Below are 16,946 nucleotides of genomic sequence, written 5' to 3' on the forward strand. Positions count from 1 at the left end.
ACTTGGCACACTATTGAGTTCTCAAACAACAGACACACCCGGCACCACCCAAACAAACGTTCAAGATCGCTCCGGAGCAACTTTTCAAACTTACCCGATCTACCAGTCCGACGCAAATCCGCATTTCAGGATTTTCATCGGCAGGAAGACCATCCCCGCCGCTTTCCAGCGCCCTAAAGGGCCACCAGATTTTGGTTTAGATTTTGGGGGTTTGGCCGCCCGGGGTAAACAGCTCTTCGCTGTCTCCCTCGCGGCGACTTAGAAAACAATACACCCCCACGGGCGCCACCGCAAATGCTCACCGGGAGGGGTCGGAACCCCTGTCTTTCCGCGGCATAACAGGCCACGAAGGCACCTGGATGCGCGCCCGCCGTCGTGATTGGTCCATGTGTGCTGCACCACGGCCCTGATTCCCGACGGACTCAAGGATCCGGAGCTCCGAACGGCTTAACGGCAGAAGGGCCGGCAACCGTGAGGTTGCCGGCCCTTCTCAAGCAGCTGGTATCAGCAGGGCTGAATTACCAGGAAGACTTGGTGATGCCCGGAAGTTCGCCCTTGTGGGCCATGTCGCGGAAGCGAACACGGGAGATACCGAACTTCTGGAAGGTTCCGCGGGGGCGGCCGTCGATGATGTCGCGGTTACGCAGACGGATCGGGGACGCGTTGCGGGGCAGCTTCTGCAGGCCCAGGCGGGCCGCTTCGCGTGCTTCGTCGGTTGCGTTTTCGTCAACCAGGGTCTTCTTCAGCTCGAGGCGCTTCGCAGCGTAACGCTCAACGATGACCTTGCGCTGCTCGTTGCGAGCAATCTTGGACTTCTTAGCCATGTTTAGCGCTCCTCTCGGAATTCGACGTGCTGGCGGATCTTGGGGTCGTACTTCTTCAGGACCATGCGGTCCGGATCGTTACGACGGTTCTTGCGGGTTACGTAGGTGTAACCCGTGCCCGCAGTCGACTTGAGCTTGATGATCGGACGTACGTCCTTGTCCTTAGCCACTAGAGCTTCACCCCACGAGCGAGAATGTCGGCGACGACAACGTCGATGCCGCGTACGTCGATGGTCTTGATGCCCTTTGCAGATACCTGCAGAGTGACATTACGGCGCAGGGACGGAACCCAGTAGCGCTTCTTCTGAATGTTCGGATCGAACCGACGCTTGTTGCGGCGGTGCGAGTGCGAAATGCTGTGCCCAAAGCCCGGCTCGGCCCCGGTCACTTGGCAGTGTGCTGCCATGACTTCTCCTCAAGAATTGAAAGTAATGATCCGCATATCTGCTGCTGGACCATGCTGCTAAGGGCGGCCCAAAAGTGAAGAAGGGCAACGGTTAGTCACGCAACTTGAGCCCCTAACTACCGGCCGCCCTGGAGAAATTACCGGGCAACCGGAGCAATTGCGCACGCTCCGCGCACTTAGCGCCTACCAAGTCTACGAGTTCACGCAATTAAAGACCAATCAGGGGGCCGGCGGGTGTATAAGCACCGGGGTCACGACCGACGGCCAGTTGCCGGCAACTCCGGGATTCAGGGCTGGAGCCGGGTGAGCTGCGGGTGCTTCGGCGTGAGGCCATCGCCCGAGGACTTTCCGGTGACCCGGCGCACCACCCAGGGCCCGGCGTACTCGCGGAACCAGCGGGCGTTCGCGCGGACGGCGTCCAGTCCGCTGAGCTCGGGAACGGGGGTCATGGGCGGGATGTCGATGGAGTGGTCGTGCTCCAGGACGTCCAGCACGCGCTTGGCCATATTGGCGTGGCCGGCCGCGGACATGTGCATGCGGTCCTGCGCCCACATGCCCCAGTCGTAGTATTCGCTGAAGCGCCAGTAATCCACCAGCAAGGCGCCATGGTCTCCGGCGATGCCGCGGACCAGTTCGTTGTAGATGGCTGTCCGCCCCCGCATGGTGCTGAACACCTTCGAGCCGCGGGCGTCGAAGCCTGTAAACATCACCACGGTGGCACCGGTGGCGCGCAATTTGGCGATGGCGTCGTCGTACTCCACGAGGAGGTCGTCAATGTCGATCCGGGGCCGGAGGATGTCGTTGGCTCCCGCATAAATGCTCACCAGGGTGGGATTAAGTTCGACGGCGGCGTCCACCTGCTCAGCCAGGATCTGCCTGAGCTTCCTGCCGCGGATGGCGAGATTGGCGTAACCGAAGCCGGGATCCACGGCGCCCAGTTGCTCGGCCACGCGGTCCGCCCAACCACGGACACCGTTGGGGCGGGAGGAATCGTCGTCGCCCACGCCTTCGGTAAAGGAGTCACCAAGGGCTACGAACCGGGTTGTGAAATCCATCAGGTCAGTTTGCCATCCGTTGCTGGGGGCAACCAAGTTCCTGTGCCGCGGCGGGGTTCGCGGCTTTGCGGGCTAAGCCCCCGGAATCTCCCGCAAAATCCAGTGGTCCGAATCCAGCCGGCCCACCACTTTCTCGCCAATCCGCGCCAGGTCCAGGACATCCTGCTCGCTGAGGGCATCGAGGAAAAGATCCCGAACCGTCTCAACGTGCCCTGGCGCCAGGCCCACAATAGTCGCCATACCTTCATCGGTCAGGTGGGCTGTCGTCACGCGGGCATCGTGGGGGTGCGGCCGGCGTTCCACCCATCCCCGCTTCTGCAGCTTGGTGACCACATGCGACAACCGCGACAGGGAAGCGCTGCTGCGGGCCGCCAGTTCGCTCATCGGCAGGAAGCGGTCCTCCGCCTCGGACAGCATGGCCAGGACGGTGTAGTCGAAAAGGGACAGTTTCCCCGCTGCATGGAGCTTCGTATCCAGGGCCGCCGGCAGCAGCGTATTGATACTTACCAGGGCGAGCCAGGCACGGCGTTCGTCGGCGTTAAGCCAGCGGGGTTCGGTCATGAGCCCATTCTACGGTGGGTTGATCTTTCAAGTAGCGCCGGGGACGGCGGCCGGTAGTCTGGGGCCATGTATGTTGTCTCACTGAGCTACCGGGTTCCCCAGGACATCGTGGATTTCCACAACGATGCGCACATCGCCTGGCTGCAGAAGGCCTTCGACGACGGCGTGTTCATCGCTGCCGGCCGCAAGGTCCCGCGGACCGGCGGCCTGCTGCTCTCCCGGGCCGACCGTGCCACCCTGGACGCCAGCCTGGCCCAGGACCCCTTTTACAGCAATGGTGTTGCAGACTTCGAAGTTGTGGAGTTCCACGCCGGCAGGGTGGCTCCAGGTTTTGAAAACCTGCTGGACGGCTAGGTTTACAGCGCGGCGCCTGCAGCCTCCCGGACCAGCTTCTTCAGGCCGCCTTTGCGCGGCACCTCGACCGGTTCGGGCCACCGCGGCCTCAGCGCATCGCCCAGGGTGACTCCCCGCAGCTTGCGCCCGAACAGGGGCAGGACCCAGTCGCGGACCCACCGCCGCTGATGGCGTTCCCATTCCCGAAAGCTGGGCCTGGGCAGCGGGTCCCAGTCCTTGGGCCGGATCTTGTGTGGGACGCCAAGCTGGTCCAGCACCTGCCCCGCCAGGTACTTGTGCCCGGTTTTTGACATATGCAGCCGGTCGGAATCCCACATCCGCCGGTCGTGGAATGCGTCCAGGCACCAGTAGTCCACGAGGACTGCTCCATACTTTTCGGCAATGGCCCGGACCCGCTCGTTGTACAGGGTGTTGCGCTTCTTCAACGGCTCGAGCAGCGCTGAAACCTTGACATCGAAGCCCGTGAAAAGCACCAGCGTGGCACCCGTCCCGGCGAGTTCAGCCACGAGCTTTTCGTAGTCGGCCATAAGGGCGGCCATGTCGGTCTTGAGGTCCAGGATGTCGTTGCCGCCGGCATAGAGCGTCACCAGCGTGGGCCGCATCCGCAACGCCGGTTCCAGTTGCTCGGCAATGACGTGCCGGAGCCGCTTGCTCCGGATGGCCAGGTTGGCATACCGCCAACCTGGCTGTGCCTTCGCCAGTTTCTCGGCTACCCGGTCTGCCCAACCGCGGACCCCGTTGGGCAAGCGCTCGTCCCGGTCCCCCACACCCTCGGTGAAAGAGTCGCCCAAGGCAACAAAAACGCGCCGCCCGGACTCAGGAAGCAAAGGTTCAGGGACCACGGACCAAAGCTAGCGGGCCAAGGAAAAGCCGGAACGACGCCGGGATGAACAGTGTGCGCGGGCGTCGGGTGCCCTCCCTGCGAGACAGCGGAGGCCAACCGCGCCAAACCCAGCCGCCGCAGCTGGCCCGCCTCCCATCATGGTGTGCGGGACCCGCTGTCCGTCTGCATCCCTCCGTGGACCGGACGGAACTCCCAGGTGTAGGAGCCGTCCGCTTTCAAACTCATCCTCAGGTGGCCCCAGGTGTCGCTGAACTTCCGCTGGACGTAGGCCGGGTCACTGGTGAACGAGCGGAGCCCGATACCGCCAGTGGACACCTGGAACTGCTGCATGCCGTCCGGTACACATTGGTCCGCGTTGTTCACCGGGCAGGTCCGCTCATAGTTGTGCTGGGAGCCGGATAGCAACACTTTCACCCGGTTGTTCCAGAACATGTCGATCCAAGGCTTCGCCTGGGTGAAGCGTGTGTGGCTGGACGTGTTGGACGTGAAATATGGGTCATGGTAGACGGCGGCCAGATGCTTCCCCGCCGCCTTAGCCGCCTTCAAGTCAGCGTCCATTTCCGCGGTCATAGCCTGCGCGCGGGACGAGTTGTACCGCCACGTTGCCGTGGGCACGACCAGGATATGCCAGTTCCCCTTGTCGAACGAATACCACTCCATAGCATCCTGGAACCGGCCCAAAGTGGTGCTGGTAGCGGACTTGGTAGTGTTCACGCATTGGCCATCCATGAACCGGTCCACGTCGTCATTGACACCCGGCTCCAGATCGTGGTTCGGGCCAGCGGTCCAGTAGGTCTTGGCCTTCAACCCGCCCCACAGCGTGTTCCACGCCGCCAGCGCGGAGCAGGTCCCCTTGTCGTACTGGAAGTCGCCGATGGCGAGGAAATTATCCAATGAACCGTCGTTGAGGCCGCCGATGATGCTGGCAGCGTTCTTGCCGGACGCTGAGCTCGTCGACGTATTTCCCGAAGGGTTCATATCGCCAACGGCGGCGAACTCGAAAGAATCACCCGACGGCGGAGTGGTCGGGGTAGGGGTCGGGGTGGCAGTCGGGGTAGGCGCCGCGGTCGGGCTCGTCCCTCCTGCTGCCGGGTAAACACGTACCCAGTCCACGCGCATTTCGCCCGCACCGTCAGCAGTGGAATCCGGGAACCAGTCCAGCTGCAGCGTCTGGTGCATGCTGCCTGGAGGCTGATGGGTCGGATCGTTGTCCTCGAACCACTTCACGCCATCCACGTAGCCGACCATCCCGGCGGGGGACCAGTCCACTGCGTAGTTGTGGAACTGGGAAACGTCCAGAGTCTTGCTGGCCCTGGTCTGGGAGTTGCTGCAGGAGAAGTGCTGGAAGAACTTGATCACGTTCCAGTCGCCCGATGTTTCCGCGTAATCCACTTCACCGTCGCAAGGCCAGTTTCCGCTGTCCGGCCACAGGATCGAAACCATGTGGTACTCATTGTCGCCAGACCCGGCGGCGCGGACCTCCCACCGCCCGTACTTCTGTTTGGCGAACTTCGCCGACATGCCCGCGGTGGTCCCGTCCGGGGTTCCGTTCATGACCATTTTGGAGCCGTCCACCTTCACCTGCTGCGGGCTGCGGATGCCTTTGCCCGCGTGCCCTGCACTGTTATACACGCTCCATTTGGTTGCGTCCGGGGCTCCTGTGTAGTTGAACTCGTCCCCGGCGACGGGTGCGCCCCAGTTCTGGGTGGTAGCAGCCTGGACCCCGCCCGGGTCAGTGGGCGCGGGCGTGGGGGTAGCGGTGGGGGTTGGCGTCGGGGTGGGTGCTGTCACCGCGTCAGCGGCCGTGGTGACCACCAGCTTTGGACGGAGTGCCGCGTCCAAGGCTTGGTTCGATTTAAAGCCCAGCCACTTCTGGGCGCTGGACTCCAGCCTAAAATTCTGCTCGCCGCCGGTCGCGGTGACGCCCTTGGTAACGTCCCATTCCACCCACGCGCCCGTGGCGAACCCGCCGGTCTTGCCCAGCCAGGTCCCGCGCGCCGGCGCGTTGTTCCAGGTGACGCCCGTTTCGGTCCAGGTGCCGCTCGTGGTGTAAACGTCCACAAACTCAGTCGATGTTGCCGCCGCCTCCGCGTATGCCCGCAGTTTTGCCGAGACGATGTGTTCCCCGGCGGGGACCTGGACGTTGAACCGCAGCAGGCTGTTCCGCCAGACGCTTGTCCGGCCCTCCGTGGACCATCGGACGCTGGTCCCGAAGTTCTCCGTTGGCCGGTCGGCTTGGACGTAAGTGTCGGCGATCGGTGTGAATGTCAGCGCTCCCACCGCGTTCGCCACGCTGCCCACTACGGCGAGTGAAATGACCATGACTAGAAGTGTCAGGGCAGAGATGATCGACAGACGGATAGTTTTCATGGAATGAGACCTTAATGTTCCAGTTGAAGTATCCGTAGTGTAATGCTTGTCACACCTAATGACACGGCATTAATTCGTTCGGGCAGTTCCCGAATATGTTTGTTACGACGGCGGGTGGCCGAGGCCGCTGTTACCCTTCCGCTTTGCCCTGGCGCCAATACCCCATGAAGGCAACCTGCTTCCTGTCGATCCCCACGTCGCGCACAAGATACCGGCGCATGTCCTTGATAACGGCAGCTTCGCCGGCGATCCAGGCGTAGAAAGGCATGGCACCTGCGGGCATGTCGGGGTTTTTGCTGGCCCGGATTTCGGCGGTCTCCATGCGGGTGGGAGTCTCCCAGAGGATGTCCACATCCACGTTGACGTCCTCGGGTTCGGGGCCTGCACCGCCGTCGGCCGCTTTGATGCCCACCCAGCCGGGCACAGGGACGGCTTTGCGCACAGCATCCTGAAGCAGTTCGCCGTGGGGACGGGAGCGTCCAATGGAGGCGCCGCGTGCGAGCCAGGTGATTTCGACGTCGGCGGGTGAGGTCAGTTCGAGGAAGTCCCCGGCTTCGGGGACTTCCAGGAACGCGTGTCCGGTCATGTATTCGGGCAGGCTTTCGAGGATGGCGGAGATGGCCGGGACGGCGGTTTCATCGCCGGCGAGCAGGATGCGCTGCGCCAGTCCGGGCCGCCATTCGATGCCGGAGTAGATCTCGGCTGTCACGCAGTGGGCGGCGCGGTTGTTGGGTCCGATGATCGTAATGGCATCTCCGGGCTTTGCGTTGAGTGCCCAGTTAGCCGCAGGGCCGCCGTGGCCATAGTCATCGAAGTGCATCACGAAATCGACCTCGATCTCCGGGTACACGGCATCCAGACGGGCGCGGCGCACGGTGTAGGTGCGCATCGAGCCGCGAACGGCCGGATCCATGGCCAGCCATTCGCTGTACCAGCCAGCCTCTGCCATCTCAAAGACCGGAAGCGGGAGCGGTGTGCCGTCCGCGGCCAGCGACGGGATCATGAGCTTGATCCGAAGGTCAAGCGTGTCTCCATGGACGCCGAAGTCCCGCAGCGAGTACCCCCCGAAAGTGATCCGGCGGAAGTTGGGGCTAAGTTCCTGGACAGAGGATACGGTGACCTCGAAGGCCAGGGTCATCGGTTCGGCATTCATCGCCTTTGTGGAGGCAACTTCTCGGGTCTTCATGAAACAAGCTCCAGTTCGGTGGCAGGGACGTGGTGACGGCCGATGGGGATGATCAGCGGAGTTCCGGATACAGGGTCCGGGATGACCCGGGATTCAAGGTTAAATACGCTGCGGACCAGGTCCTCGGTGACCACGTCGCGCGGGTTGCCCACGGCCACTACTGCACCGTCCTTCATGGCGATGACGTTGTCTGCGTAGCGGGCGGCGAGGTTCAGGTCATGCAGGACGATGGCCACGGTGGTCCCGCGCTTGCGGTTCAGGTCGGTCACGAGGTCCAGGACTTCCACCTGGTGCGCAAGGTCCAAATACGTGGTGGGTTCGTCCAGGAGCAGGACGTCGGTTTCCTGCGCGAGGGCCATCGCGATCCAGACCCGCTGGCGCTGGCCGCCGGACAGTTCGTCCACGTCCCGCTCGGCGAGGGCCAGCGTTTCGGTGGCTTCCAGCGCACGCTGCACAGCGAGATCATGTGGGGACATGTCCCCCTCCCTCCAGCCGCGGAAGAGGCCCTGGTGCGGGTAGCGCCCGCGGCCCACCAGGTCACGTACGGTGATGCCGTCGGGGGCGGTGGGATGCTGCGGGAGGAGGCCCAGGGTCCGCGCCAGTTCGCGCGCGGGACGGGCGTGGATGTCCTTGCCGTCCAGGGTGACACTGCCGGCCGCGGGTTTCAGGAGCCGGGACAGGCCGCGGAGCAACGTGGATTTCCCGCAGGCGTTTGCCCCTACGATCATGGTCACCTTGCCTTCGGGGATCTCGGCGCTGAGACCGTCCACCACGCAGCGCTGATCGTATTTCAGCGTCAAATCCTTGGCGTTGAGAACAGCCACGTCAGGCATCCTTTCGGTTGGCCGTGACCAGGAGCCACAGCAGGAACGGGGCACCGAGTGCACCGGTGATCACACCCACCGGCAAAACAGTGCCGTCCAGCAGCAGGGGGGCAAGATTGGCGGCGAAGAAGTCGGCCGCGAGGACGATCAGGGCACCGACCAGGGCCGACGCCGGAAGGCTGGCCTTGCCGGTGAAGCGGCGGGCGATGGGCCCGGCGAGGAAGGCGACGAACGAGACGGGGCCGGCGGCCGCCGTCGCAACTGCCGCCAGCGTTACGGCGATGATGACCAGGGAAAGGCGGGCAGCGTTAACCCGGACCCCGAGGCCGGCCGCGGCGTCGTCGCCCAGCTCCAGGATCCGGAGCCGTCCAGCAATGACGGCAACAGCCGGGACCAGGACAACGAGGGCTAGGAACAGGACTCCGGTGCGGTCCCAGCTGGCGGAGTTCAGGGATCCGTTGAGCCAGACGAGGGCGTCGGCGGCGGTCCGGATGTCCGCGCGGGTCATCAGGAAGTTGACCACGGCGTGGAGGGCTGCCGCGATGCCGACGCCGGCGAGGACCAGGCGGTTGCCGGCGGCGTTCCCACGGCTGGTTCCGCGGATCGCGCCGCCCGTGGAGATGGCGTAAATGAGGGCTGCCACGCCGAGGGCGCCGGCCAGCGCAGCCCCCGACACGGCCGGGCCGGACGCGCCAAAGATAACGATGGCGACGACGGCGGCTGCGCTGGCGCCGTAGCTGATGCCGATGACGTCCGGGCTGGCGAGCGGGTTGCGCAGCATCGTCTGGAACAGCGCGCCGGCCAGGCCGAAGGCGACGCCGATCATGGTGCCGATGACCGCCCGCGGCAGCTTGTTCTCCATCACAATGAAGCTGGCGCCGGGGATCTTTTCACCGCCGGTCAGGTGCGCGATCACGATCCTGAAGAAATCGGGGATGGTCACGGTATAGCTGCCCAGCAGGACGGACACCGCGAAGAGGAGGACGACGGCGGCGGCCAGGACAGCAGTCCGGTTCAGCCGCAGCCTCCCCCGGCGTTGCCCTATCGGTTTTGGTCCCTCCGGCACCGTTTTGGCCACGTTATGTGACAGCGCAACGGGAGTTTTGGCGGCGCTCACAGTCCCGCCCCCTTGCCGCGGCGGATGAGCCAGACGAACACTGGTGCACCAACCAGGGCGGTCATGATGCCGGCGGGAACCTCACCGGGAAGCAGCACCACGCGGCCAATAATGTCCGCGCCGAGCAGCAGGGCCGGCGCCAGGACCATGGAGAACGGCAGGATCCAACGGTAGTCCGGGCCGGTGAGGAAGCGTACGGCGTGCGGAATAACGAGGCCCACGAAGCCAATGGGTCCGGCCAGCGCGGTGGCCGTTCCGCAGAGCAGCACGATGCCCAGCGCTGTCACGGCGCGGGCCAGGCCCACGCGTTGGCCCAGCCCGCGGGCGATGTCGTCACCGAGCGCCAGGCTGTTCAGGACCCGACCGGTCAGGAGCACAATGGCGGCGCCGACAGCCAGGAAGGGAATCCCGGGCAGGACTACCGACCAGTCACGGCCGGCCACGCCGCCTACCTGCCAGAAGCGGAACCGGTCCAGGGTGTCCTGGCTGGAAACCAGGATGACGTTCATCAGCGAGTACAGGCCTGCGCTGAGTGCGGCACCGGCGAGGGCCAGTTTCACCGGAGTGGCACCGTCCCGGCCAAGGGAAGCGATGAGGTAGACCACGACGGCGGCGATTGCTGCCCCGACGAAGGCGAACCAGATGTAGCCGGAGAACGTGGTGACACCGAAAAGGTAGATGCCGGTCACCACTGCCAGGGCGGCGCCGGCGTTGACGCCCATAATGCCCGGATCGGCTAGCGGGTTGCGGGCCACGCCCTGCATGGCTGCGCCCGCCAACCCCAATGCTCCCCCGGCCAGCAGGCCCAGGACGGTGCGCGGGATGCGGGCGTGGACCACGGCGTGGTCACCGTGCGCCGGATCGAAGGCGGCGAGGGCCTGCCACACGGTCTCCAAGGAAAGACCCCGGGCGCCGATGGCCAGCGAGGCCCCGGCCAGGAGTGCCAGCACAACGACGGCGGCCAGCAGCCAGGCGGCCCGCTTCCCGCTGGAACGGGGCCCGCGAAACAGGGCACGCGCTCCCCTTCCCCGCACGTAAGTGGCGGGAAGCAGCGCCTGGCGGGCCGCCGTCGTCGTACTCTGCATCATTGAAAGGTGCTTACTTCACTGCATCCGCTGCGGTGGCCAGCTGCGGCAGGAAGGTATCCAGCGACCACGGCAGGCTCAGCGGGGAGGACGCAGAGATGGACAGCGTGAGGGTGTTGTCCGAATCTGCCACCAGGGCGCCGTTCTTGATGGCGGGGATCTGGCCGAGCAGCGGGTCGGCCTTGATGGCGTCGGCGGTGGAAGCGTCCGGTACCCATGTCACGAACACGTCGGATGCAAGTTCGTTGGCTTTTTCCGCAGACCACGGGATGAAGAATTCCTTGGAGCCCTTGGACTTGTCCTCAACCACGGGAGCCAGCTTCATGCCGATTTCGGAAAGGAAGCGGGGGCGGTTGTCATTGGCGGTGTAGACGTTGACGCCGTCGCCCTTGGCCGGCTCGAGGTTGCCGTAGATGAAGCTCTTGCCCTCGATCTGTGGATATTTGGCGACCTTTTCCTTGATGGTTGCCTCGGTGTCCGAGATGAGCTTGGTTGCTTCGGCGTCCTTGCCGAGGGCCTTGCCAATGATGGAGGTGGAGTCCTGCCAGGAGGTTCCGTAGGCCAGTTCAGGGTGGGCCACTACCGGCGCGATCTCGCTGAGCTTCTTGTAGTCCTCTTCGGTGAGGCCGGAGTAGGCCGCCAGGATGACGTCAGGACTGAGCTTGGCAATTTCGGTGAAGTTGATGCCGTCGGCTTCGGAGTACTGGACCGGAGCTTTGTCGGAGCCGAAGCCGGCGCCGAGGTCTTCCAGGGCTGCGTCCTTCCAGGGGGTGGAGCCCTGATCGTTGCCGCCCCACTCGTTCTTGGGGACACCCGCGGGTACGACGCCCAGGGCAATGGCGACGTCGTCATTGACCCAGGAGACGGTGGCTACGCGGGTGGGCTGCTTCTCGATGATCGTCTTGCCGTAAACATGCTCGATGGTGACCGGGAACTGTGCGCTGCTGGAGTTCGGTGCGGCGTCAGGGGTGGAGGACGCGGGGCCCGTGGAGCATGCGGAGAGAGTGAGCGCCGCGGCGGCGAGGACGGCGGTGGCCTTGCCGGCTGACTTGAACAGCGTGCGGCGGGTGGCGCTCGGGCCGGAGAAGAGGGGGGAAGTCACGGAACTCCTTAGGTCAATGAAGCGAACCCGAGTAAGGCTAGCCTATCCTCAGGAGCATTACGAAAGGTTTGCGTAACTTAATCCAGCGATGGTGACAAAGGACACAGGCTCCTGGCCCCTTCGCCCCTTGGACACAAGCCCGTTCCATTTGGCAGGATGGCACTGCTGGACTGAACCCAGCCGAACAGAAGAAGGAACCGGGACAAATGAGCATGCTGGAGACCGCCGCGGTCGATGCTGCCATGGTTAGCGGGGTGGCCGCCCTGGCCTGCTCCGCGGAGAACAGCTGACACTCCATCCCCTTTTCCCCGCACTCCGGGGCTTCCATCCTTCTCGAAAGTTCAGCCATGCAATCAGTCACGCCCCAGCAAATCCGGTCTTCATTCATCAACGCCAGCCGTTCAGAGGCCGCCAAACTCACCCTGCCCAAGGACTTTGACTCCCTGGACTGGGACAGCCTCGACTTCCTCGGCTGGCGGGACGGAAAAATGCCCCTTCGCGGCTACCTCGTGGTGCCCGGTGCCCAGAGGCTCACCGGCATCATGCTGCGGGCGCCCGAAGGCGGTGCCCGGAAAAACCGCTCGGTGCTCTGCGAGCTCTGCCGCGACGTCTTCTCCAAGGAGGACGTGCTGCTCTGGGTAGCCAAGCGCGCAGGACAATCCGGGCGTGACGGCAACACGGTGGGAACGCTCATCTGCGCCGACTTCCTGTGCTCCGGAAACGTCCGCAGGGAACCGCCCGCGAATGAAATCAATCCCGACCCGGCCGCCGTCGTCCTCCGCCAGATCCAAGGCCTCAAGGACCGGACCGCCCAGTTCCTGGCAAGGGTACAGGCCGCATAGCCGGCACAGGCCAAACTCTGCGGGCAGGAGGAAGCCACCTGGCTATCGCAGCACGATGTCCACCGGGTTGGCCTCCGACCGCCAGGCTCCTTCTTCCCCGGGCCGCGGTTTGATGACGGGAGCCGTCAGCACTCCTGAACGGTTGGTCCGCCTGTCCCGCAGGATCTCCGTGACAGAGCCGAGGTGCCGGGACAGGTCGATCACGTTCTCCGGGGCTGCCAGCAGCAGCTGGAACCCGAATTCGTGCAGCGCCTTGATCCCGGCGCCCGCGAACTCCTCGGAGGCGAGCACAAAGGCCTCGTCCATCATTACTGTGCCGTAGGTGGTGAAGCCCTGTTCGGCGATGCCCAGCTGGTAGCTCAGGGCGGCCGCCATGATGAAGGCCGTGAAGCGCTGCCGCTCGCCGCCGGACATGGATCCGGTGTCCGCGTGCATGTAGACATCGGTCTTTTTGGCACCCCGGGGACCCACTGCCTCCCGGTGTTCCTTGCACTGGATGAACAGGTGGCCGCGCACGTCCAGCACCTCGGCCCGCCATCGACGGTCCTCCGGAGCCTGCGAGCCGAGCCTCTTTACCAGGGCCTCGAGGGACTTGTAGCGGGCGGTCAGCTCGGCGTCGTCGTCCCGTAGACCGTTAGCGCCGTCCGTCCCTGCGCCTTCGGACCGCCCGTTTTCCGTCTTGGCGGGCCGGATGTGCCGGGCCTTCAGGGCGTTCTGGATGGCATCCTTGAACTGCTTGGCCGTGGGCGGCAGGGTCTGTTTGATGTCAAGTTCCAGGAAGCTGCCTTCGTGGAAGTTGACCTGTGACAGGATGCCGTTCAGCGGCAGGATGCGGCTGGTGATGGAACGGCGTTCCTCGTCGAGCAGGTGCAGCAAGGTGCTGAAGGATTCATGGGTGCGCTGGTTGAAGAATTGCCGGAATTCAGCTTCCTGCGCGGGCAGTCCGTCGCTGACGATCGCATGGTAGCGGGTTTCAAATTCGCTGGCCGCGCCGATGGTGGTGCCATGGTCTGCGGAAATAGCGCTTCCCCACTCGCGCACGAAGCCCTCGAAAATACGGGTCAGGCGCTCGGCAGTGGCCTGCCCCCGCGATTCCGCGCTGTGCAGTTCGCCGAGAAGCGCTGTCCGTACCCGGTTGGCGAGGTTGTCCAGCTCGTGCATTTCAGTGACGTCGCCGAACTCAGCGAAGTACGGCTCCAATGCGGCCACCGTGGCGTCCGACGGCGGCGCCTGCGCAACGCGCTCCCGCGCAGCTTCCAGCAGCGCATCGGCAGCGGTCAGCTGCCGGTCCAGGGACTTGTATTCGCTCTGCAAGACGGCAGCCGCCTCGGTGCTGGACTGGTGCTTCTGCCGGACCGCCTCGATGGTGGCGCGGAGCGGCTCAAGGTCCGCCTGCGCGGCCAGGGCGTCTTTCAACCGCTGCTCGATCCGGGCAAGCTCCGCGGCCGCCACCGCCGCGGAAACCTGTTCCCAGGGGCGGTGGTCCTCCGCGATGCGGCGCAGCGCGTCAAGCTGCCGGCTCATGCCGTGGTGCGAATCCTCGCGGCTTTGGGCCAGCTCAGCCGCTTTCGCCACTTCCTGGCGCAGGTCCTCAACCTGGGAAGCCACAAGTTCCAGCTTGGCAGCATTGTCGAAGCCGAGGACGTAATCCTGCCGGCTGGTGAACCGGTCATCCTTTTCCACGGTGTGGCGGTTGCGCTTCACCACACCGCCCAGGCTGAGGCCGCGGTCCAACCCGGCCAGTTCGTCTGGATCCTCCACGCAGGGGTAGGCGAAGTCCAGCGCAATCCGCTCACGGATCCATCCTCCGGCTTCGGCCGCGACGCCCACGGTGAGGATGTCCAGCTTGGTCAGCAGGTCGCCGTCATGCACGTCCTCCACCGCAAGCGCACCGCCGCCGAGCGGCTTGGACACGTCAACGGCCCGCAAGGCACCGCGCACCGCGTGGTCATTGAGGTAACGCGTCACGGCGGCGAAATGCTCGCCCGGAACCAGCAGGGTGGTGGCGAGGTTCCGGAGCGCCCGCTCGGCGGCGGGACGCCACCGCTCCTCTCCTTCTGCCAGGTCCATAAGCTCACCGGCGAACGGCATCCGGTCCTCCGGAATGCCGGTTGCCGCGGCAATGGCCGCACGGTTTTCAATGCTCGACGGCGGCAGCAGGGATTTGCGCGTCTTCAGCGAAAGGAGCTCCTGCTCAGCCGCTGCCAGCTCCCGCTTCTTCGTTGCATGGGCGTCGAAGGCTTCAAAGCGGAGCTCCTGCAGGGCTTGGGAGTCATCCTTGAGCTCAGCGGCCCTGGCGGCCGCCTGCTCATGCGCCTGCTCCCAGCCGTCCTCAGTCCACTCGAGCTGCAGGCCGGCATCGGCCAGTGCCTGGCGCGCCGCCTCCTCCACCTGACGGCGAAGCTTCAGCCCCACCCGGGAGTTTTCCAGCGACTGCTCGATGGCGGAGATGGCGTTGCCGCCCTGGTTGTTGTAGTCCGCCTCCAGCTGGCGCAGTTCCTTCGCCAAGCCATCCCGGACAGTGCGTTCGGCACCGAGCTCCTTGGCCTTTGCCTGGGCAAGCTCCTTGAAGCGAGCCAGCGTTTTCTCGTGGACCGTGACGGCCAGTTTCTGCCTGTACGCCTCGAATTCCCCGCCCGCGAGGTCGCGCAGCCGGTTCGCGTCCAGCAGCGACTGCGCATACTCCCGGTTCAGGCCGGGGACCGGAGCCAGCTGGTCCCGCTGCTGCCGGACATCCTCCAGCCGCTGCCGGATGGACATCAGGTTGCTGAACTCCTCCACCACATCATCGGCTGCAGTAAGTGTTGCCGGGGCGTCGAGGACCTGGTCCCGGAAGAACGTGTTGACGCTGCCGCCCAGGCCCTTGCCCGCCTGGATGACCCGCAGGAGTGGCAGGGCCTGGTCCGAGTTGATGCCCAGCAGCCGGCGGAAGCGCTCGGCGAAAGCCTTGTGCACATCAAAAACCTGCGCGTCCGGGAAAACCATCTCCAGGCCCGCCTTGGTGAACCGTTTGTCCGCGATGCCTTCCAGCGCCTCCAGGTCCAGCGGGGCATGGTCGATCAGGTAGAAGCGGCCCACGCTGGACTCCGTGCCGTTCTTCGGCAGATCGAACAGCGCCGAGATGGTCACCCGGGTGCCGGCGGCGTTATCGAACGTCAGCGCGACGGCGGACCAGGTTGCACCGGGCCGCTGGAACGCACTCGCCGAGCCCTCCCCCACGGCCTTGTCGCCCACCTTGCCGCGCATGTACGTAAACGTGGTGCGCTTGTCCTCCACGGCACCACCGGAACGCTGGGCAGCCGCCTCATTGGACCGTGGCCGTGCATCAAAGACCCGCAGCATGGCATCAAACAGCGTGGACTTGCCCACGCCCGAGTTGCCGGTCAGCAGCGTCCCGTTCCGGTCCACGTGCATGGTGTGCGCCCCGTGGAACGTGCCCCAGTTGACCACCTGCACCAAGGCAAGACGCATCTGGCCAGGGTTCGTCACGTCGCCGATGGGCAGCATGCTGGCGATACTCACTTGGCTGCCTCCGCTTCACTCTGGTCAGTCGTAGCGAGGTTCGGCTCCCTGTCCTCATCGGGTGCGGTATCGCCGTCGAGCTCTATCAGGGCCTCGGTGCCCGTGGGGTCTGTTGTGGCTGCTGCCAGGGCTTCTATTTGGGCGGGGATGTCGCCGATGTTTTCGAACGGGAGGGCCAGGGGCAGGGCGTTGGAGATGGTGTAGACGTCGTCCAGGCCGGTGGGGAGGAGGAGTTGGCGGGCCAGGAGCTTGGTGATGGCCCTGTTCACCACGTCCGAATCGCGCAGGGCATCCTGCTGGCCTGCGGGCTGGTAGTGGGTAACCAGGTCGGCAATTTCTTCACGGGTGATGGTGGGATCTGTCTGGGCGGTGACATGCCGGTCCAGGAGCAGGCGCATCCTTAGCAGCACGATGGTCTCCACCCGGCTAAGCGCACGCTGCTGCCGGAGGATGGTGGAGCGGGCACTGCCGCCGATGGCGTCCGGATCGACCGGGCGCAGGACAGCGATCTTCCGTTCATGGTCCAACTGCAGGGTGAGGAACAGCTCGGACAACCGGCTCCGAAGGATGACCTGGTGATCCAACAGGACCGTCCAGAGTTTTTCGTCGCGCCCGCCGTCCACGTAGGGGCCCTTGAGGAGCTTTACCAGTGCCTGCCGCACCTTCATGGAGAGCACGCCGGTATCGCCGGGAAACAGCGCCGCACCGTCTACAAACGTGTCGCGGGGAGTGACCTGGAACGGATCCTGCCGGGCTTCGGCTGGCTCGACCACCGGGTCGGAGGCGGGCTCGACCAGCGCGTCGGAGGCGGGCTCAACCTCCGGGGCGGCCGCCGTCGTCAATTCGTCAGTCAT

At 64.8% G+C, this 16,946-nt stretch carries 17 protein-coding genes; 3 read left to right on the top strand and 14 right to left on the bottom strand.

Annotated features, from left to right (window positions below; genetic code table 11):
- On the top strand, positions 1-262 hold a 262-nt coding region (locus AC5RVY_RS12655), incomplete at its 5' end, for a hypothetical protein (protein WP_493955064.1).
- 256 nt (positions 263-518) lie between these two features.
- Here AC5RVY_RS12655 and rpsN read toward each other — a convergent pair.
- The 5 genes from rpsN to AC5RVY_RS12680 form a co-directional block, all read right to left on the bottom strand.
- A complete protein-coding gene (gene rpsN, locus AC5RVY_RS12660) occupies positions 519-824 on the bottom strand; it encodes a 30S ribosomal protein S14 (RefSeq protein WP_009358853.1) in 306 nt (101 codons plus the stop codon).
- 2 nt (positions 825-826) lie between these two features.
- On the bottom strand, positions 827-994 hold the full coding sequence (rpmG, locus tag AC5RVY_RS12665) for a 50S ribosomal protein L33 (RefSeq protein WP_013602737.1): 168 nt from the start codon (positions 992-994) through the stop codon (positions 827-829).
- Positions 994-1,230, bottom strand: a complete 237-nt coding sequence (rpmB, locus tag AC5RVY_RS12670; RefSeq protein ID WP_003798559.1) for a 50S ribosomal protein L28 — start codon at positions 1,228-1,230, stop codon at positions 994-996. The genes rpmG and rpmB overlap by 1 nt, the downstream gene beginning before the upstream one ends.
- A gap of 287 nt (positions 1,231-1,517) precedes the next feature.
- The gene (locus AC5RVY_RS12675; protein ID WP_493955065.1) at positions 1,518-2,285 is read right to left on the bottom strand and encodes an SGNH/GDSL hydrolase family protein; all 768 of its coding nucleotides are present in this window, start codon (positions 2,283-2,285) and stop codon (positions 1,518-1,520) included.
- A gap of 72 nt (positions 2,286-2,357) precedes the next feature.
- On the bottom strand, positions 2,358-2,846 hold the full coding sequence (locus AC5RVY_RS12680; protein ID WP_493955066.1) for a MarR family winged helix-turn-helix transcriptional regulator: 489 nt from the start codon (positions 2,844-2,846) through the stop codon (positions 2,358-2,360).
- A gap of 66 nt (positions 2,847-2,912) precedes the next feature.
- On the opposite strand from AC5RVY_RS12680, the gene AC5RVY_RS12685 reads away from it, so the two are divergent.
- The gene (locus tag AC5RVY_RS12685; RefSeq protein ID WP_493955067.1) at positions 2,913-3,200 is read left to right on the top strand and encodes a YciI family protein; all 288 of its coding nucleotides are present in this window, start codon (positions 2,913-2,915) and stop codon (positions 3,198-3,200) included.
- Between the two features lie 2 nt (positions 3,201-3,202).
- Here AC5RVY_RS12685 and AC5RVY_RS12690 read toward each other — a convergent pair whose 3' ends face one another.
- The 7 genes from AC5RVY_RS12690 to AC5RVY_RS12720 form a co-directional block, all read right to left on the bottom strand.
- Complete coding sequence (locus tag AC5RVY_RS12690; RefSeq protein ID WP_493955068.1) at positions 3,203-4,042, bottom strand: SGNH/GDSL hydrolase family protein; 840 nt, start codon at positions 4,040-4,042, stop codon at positions 3,203-3,205.
- Between the two features lie 137 nt (positions 4,043-4,179).
- Entirely contained in the window at positions 4,180-6,414 is a 2,235-nt protein-coding gene (locus tag AC5RVY_RS12695; protein WP_493955069.1) for a CBM96 family carbohydrate-binding protein, read from the bottom strand.
- 130 nt (positions 6,415-6,544) lie between these two features.
- Positions 6,545-7,600: a siderophore-interacting protein gene (locus tag AC5RVY_RS12700; RefSeq protein WP_493955070.1), complete on the bottom strand. Its 1,056-nt coding sequence runs from the start codon at positions 7,598-7,600 to the stop codon at positions 6,545-6,547.
- Positions 7,597-8,424 carry an ABC transporter ATP-binding protein gene (locus tag AC5RVY_RS12705; protein WP_493955071.1) on the bottom strand — a complete coding sequence of 276 codons (828 nt, stop codon included), beginning with the start codon at positions 8,422-8,424 and terminating at the stop codon, positions 7,597-7,599. Before AC5RVY_RS12705 ends, AC5RVY_RS12700 begins: the two co-directional genes overlap by 4 nt.
- Before the next feature lies 1 nt (position 8,425).
- On the bottom strand, positions 8,426-9,448 hold the full coding sequence (locus AC5RVY_RS12710; RefSeq protein ID WP_493955355.1) for a FecCD family ABC transporter permease: 1,023 nt from the start codon (positions 9,446-9,448) through the stop codon (positions 8,426-8,428).
- Positions 9,449-9,537: 89 nt separating this feature from the next.
- Complete coding sequence (locus AC5RVY_RS12715) at positions 9,538-10,629, bottom strand: FecCD family ABC transporter permease (protein ID WP_493955072.1); 1,092 nt, start codon at positions 10,627-10,629, stop codon at positions 9,538-9,540.
- Positions 10,630-10,639: 10 nt separating this feature from the next.
- The gene (locus tag AC5RVY_RS12720; protein ID WP_493955073.1) at positions 10,640-11,728 is read right to left on the bottom strand and encodes an iron-siderophore ABC transporter substrate-binding protein; all 1,089 of its coding nucleotides are present in this window, start codon (positions 11,726-11,728) and stop codon (positions 10,640-10,642) included.
- Between the two features lie 347 nt (positions 11,729-12,075).
- Between AC5RVY_RS12720 and AC5RVY_RS12725 the strand changes: the two genes are divergently transcribed.
- Positions 12,076-12,570, top strand: coding sequence for an FBP domain-containing protein (locus tag AC5RVY_RS12725; RefSeq protein WP_493955074.1), 495 nt, complete (start codon positions 12,076-12,078; stop codon positions 12,568-12,570).
- Positions 12,571-12,612: 42 nt separating this feature from the next.
- Here the strand turns inward: AC5RVY_RS12725 and AC5RVY_RS12730 are convergent, their stop codons facing one another.
- A complete protein-coding gene (locus tag AC5RVY_RS12730; protein WP_493955075.1) occupies positions 12,613-16,092 on the bottom strand; it encodes an ATP-binding protein in 3,480 nt (1,159 codons plus the stop codon).
- Positions 16,089-16,946 (bottom strand): DUF4194 domain-containing protein, encoded by an 858-nt coding sequence (locus AC5RVY_RS12735; RefSeq protein WP_493955076.1) that lies wholly within the window; start codon positions 16,944-16,946, stop codon positions 16,089-16,091. The genes AC5RVY_RS12730 and AC5RVY_RS12735 overlap by 4 nt, the downstream gene beginning before the upstream one ends.

This window comes from Arthrobacter sp. Ha26, from assembly GCF_059091705.1.

Coding starts and splice junctions, on each gene's coding strand:
- AC5RVY_RS12715 (WP_493955072.1), bottom strand. CDS start 10,629: ATGATGCAGAGTACGACGACGGCGGCCCGCCAGGCGCTGCTTCCCGCC.
- AC5RVY_RS12700 (WP_493955070.1), bottom strand. CDS start 7,600: ATGAAGACCCGAGAAGTTGCCTCCACAAAGGCGATGAATGCCGAACCG.
- rpsN (WP_009358853.1), bottom strand. CDS start 824: ATGGCTAAGAAGTCCAAGATTGCTCGCAACGAGCAGCGCAAGGTCATC.
- AC5RVY_RS12695 (WP_493955069.1), bottom strand. CDS start 6,414: ATGAAAACTATCCGTCTGTCGATCATCTCTGCCCTGACACTTCTAGTC.
- AC5RVY_RS12680 (WP_493955066.1), bottom strand. CDS start 2,846: ATGACCGAACCCCGCTGGCTTAACGCCGACGAACGCCGTGCCTGGCTC.
- AC5RVY_RS12685 (WP_493955067.1), top strand. CDS start 2,913: ATGTATGTTGTCTCACTGAGCTACCGGGTTCCCCAGGACATCGTGGAT.
- AC5RVY_RS12735 (WP_493955076.1), bottom strand. CDS start 16,946: ATGACTGACGAATTGACGACGGCGGCCGCCCCGGAGGTTGAGCCCGCC.
- AC5RVY_RS12725 (WP_493955074.1), top strand. CDS start 12,076: ATGCAATCAGTCACGCCCCAGCAAATCCGGTCTTCATTCATCAACGCC.
- rpmB (WP_003798559.1), bottom strand. CDS start 1,230: ATGGCAGCACACTGCCAAGTGACCGGGGCCGAGCCGGGCTTTGGGCAC.
- AC5RVY_RS12675 (WP_493955065.1), bottom strand. CDS start 2,285: ATGGATTTCACAACCCGGTTCGTAGCCCTTGGTGACTCCTTTACCGAA.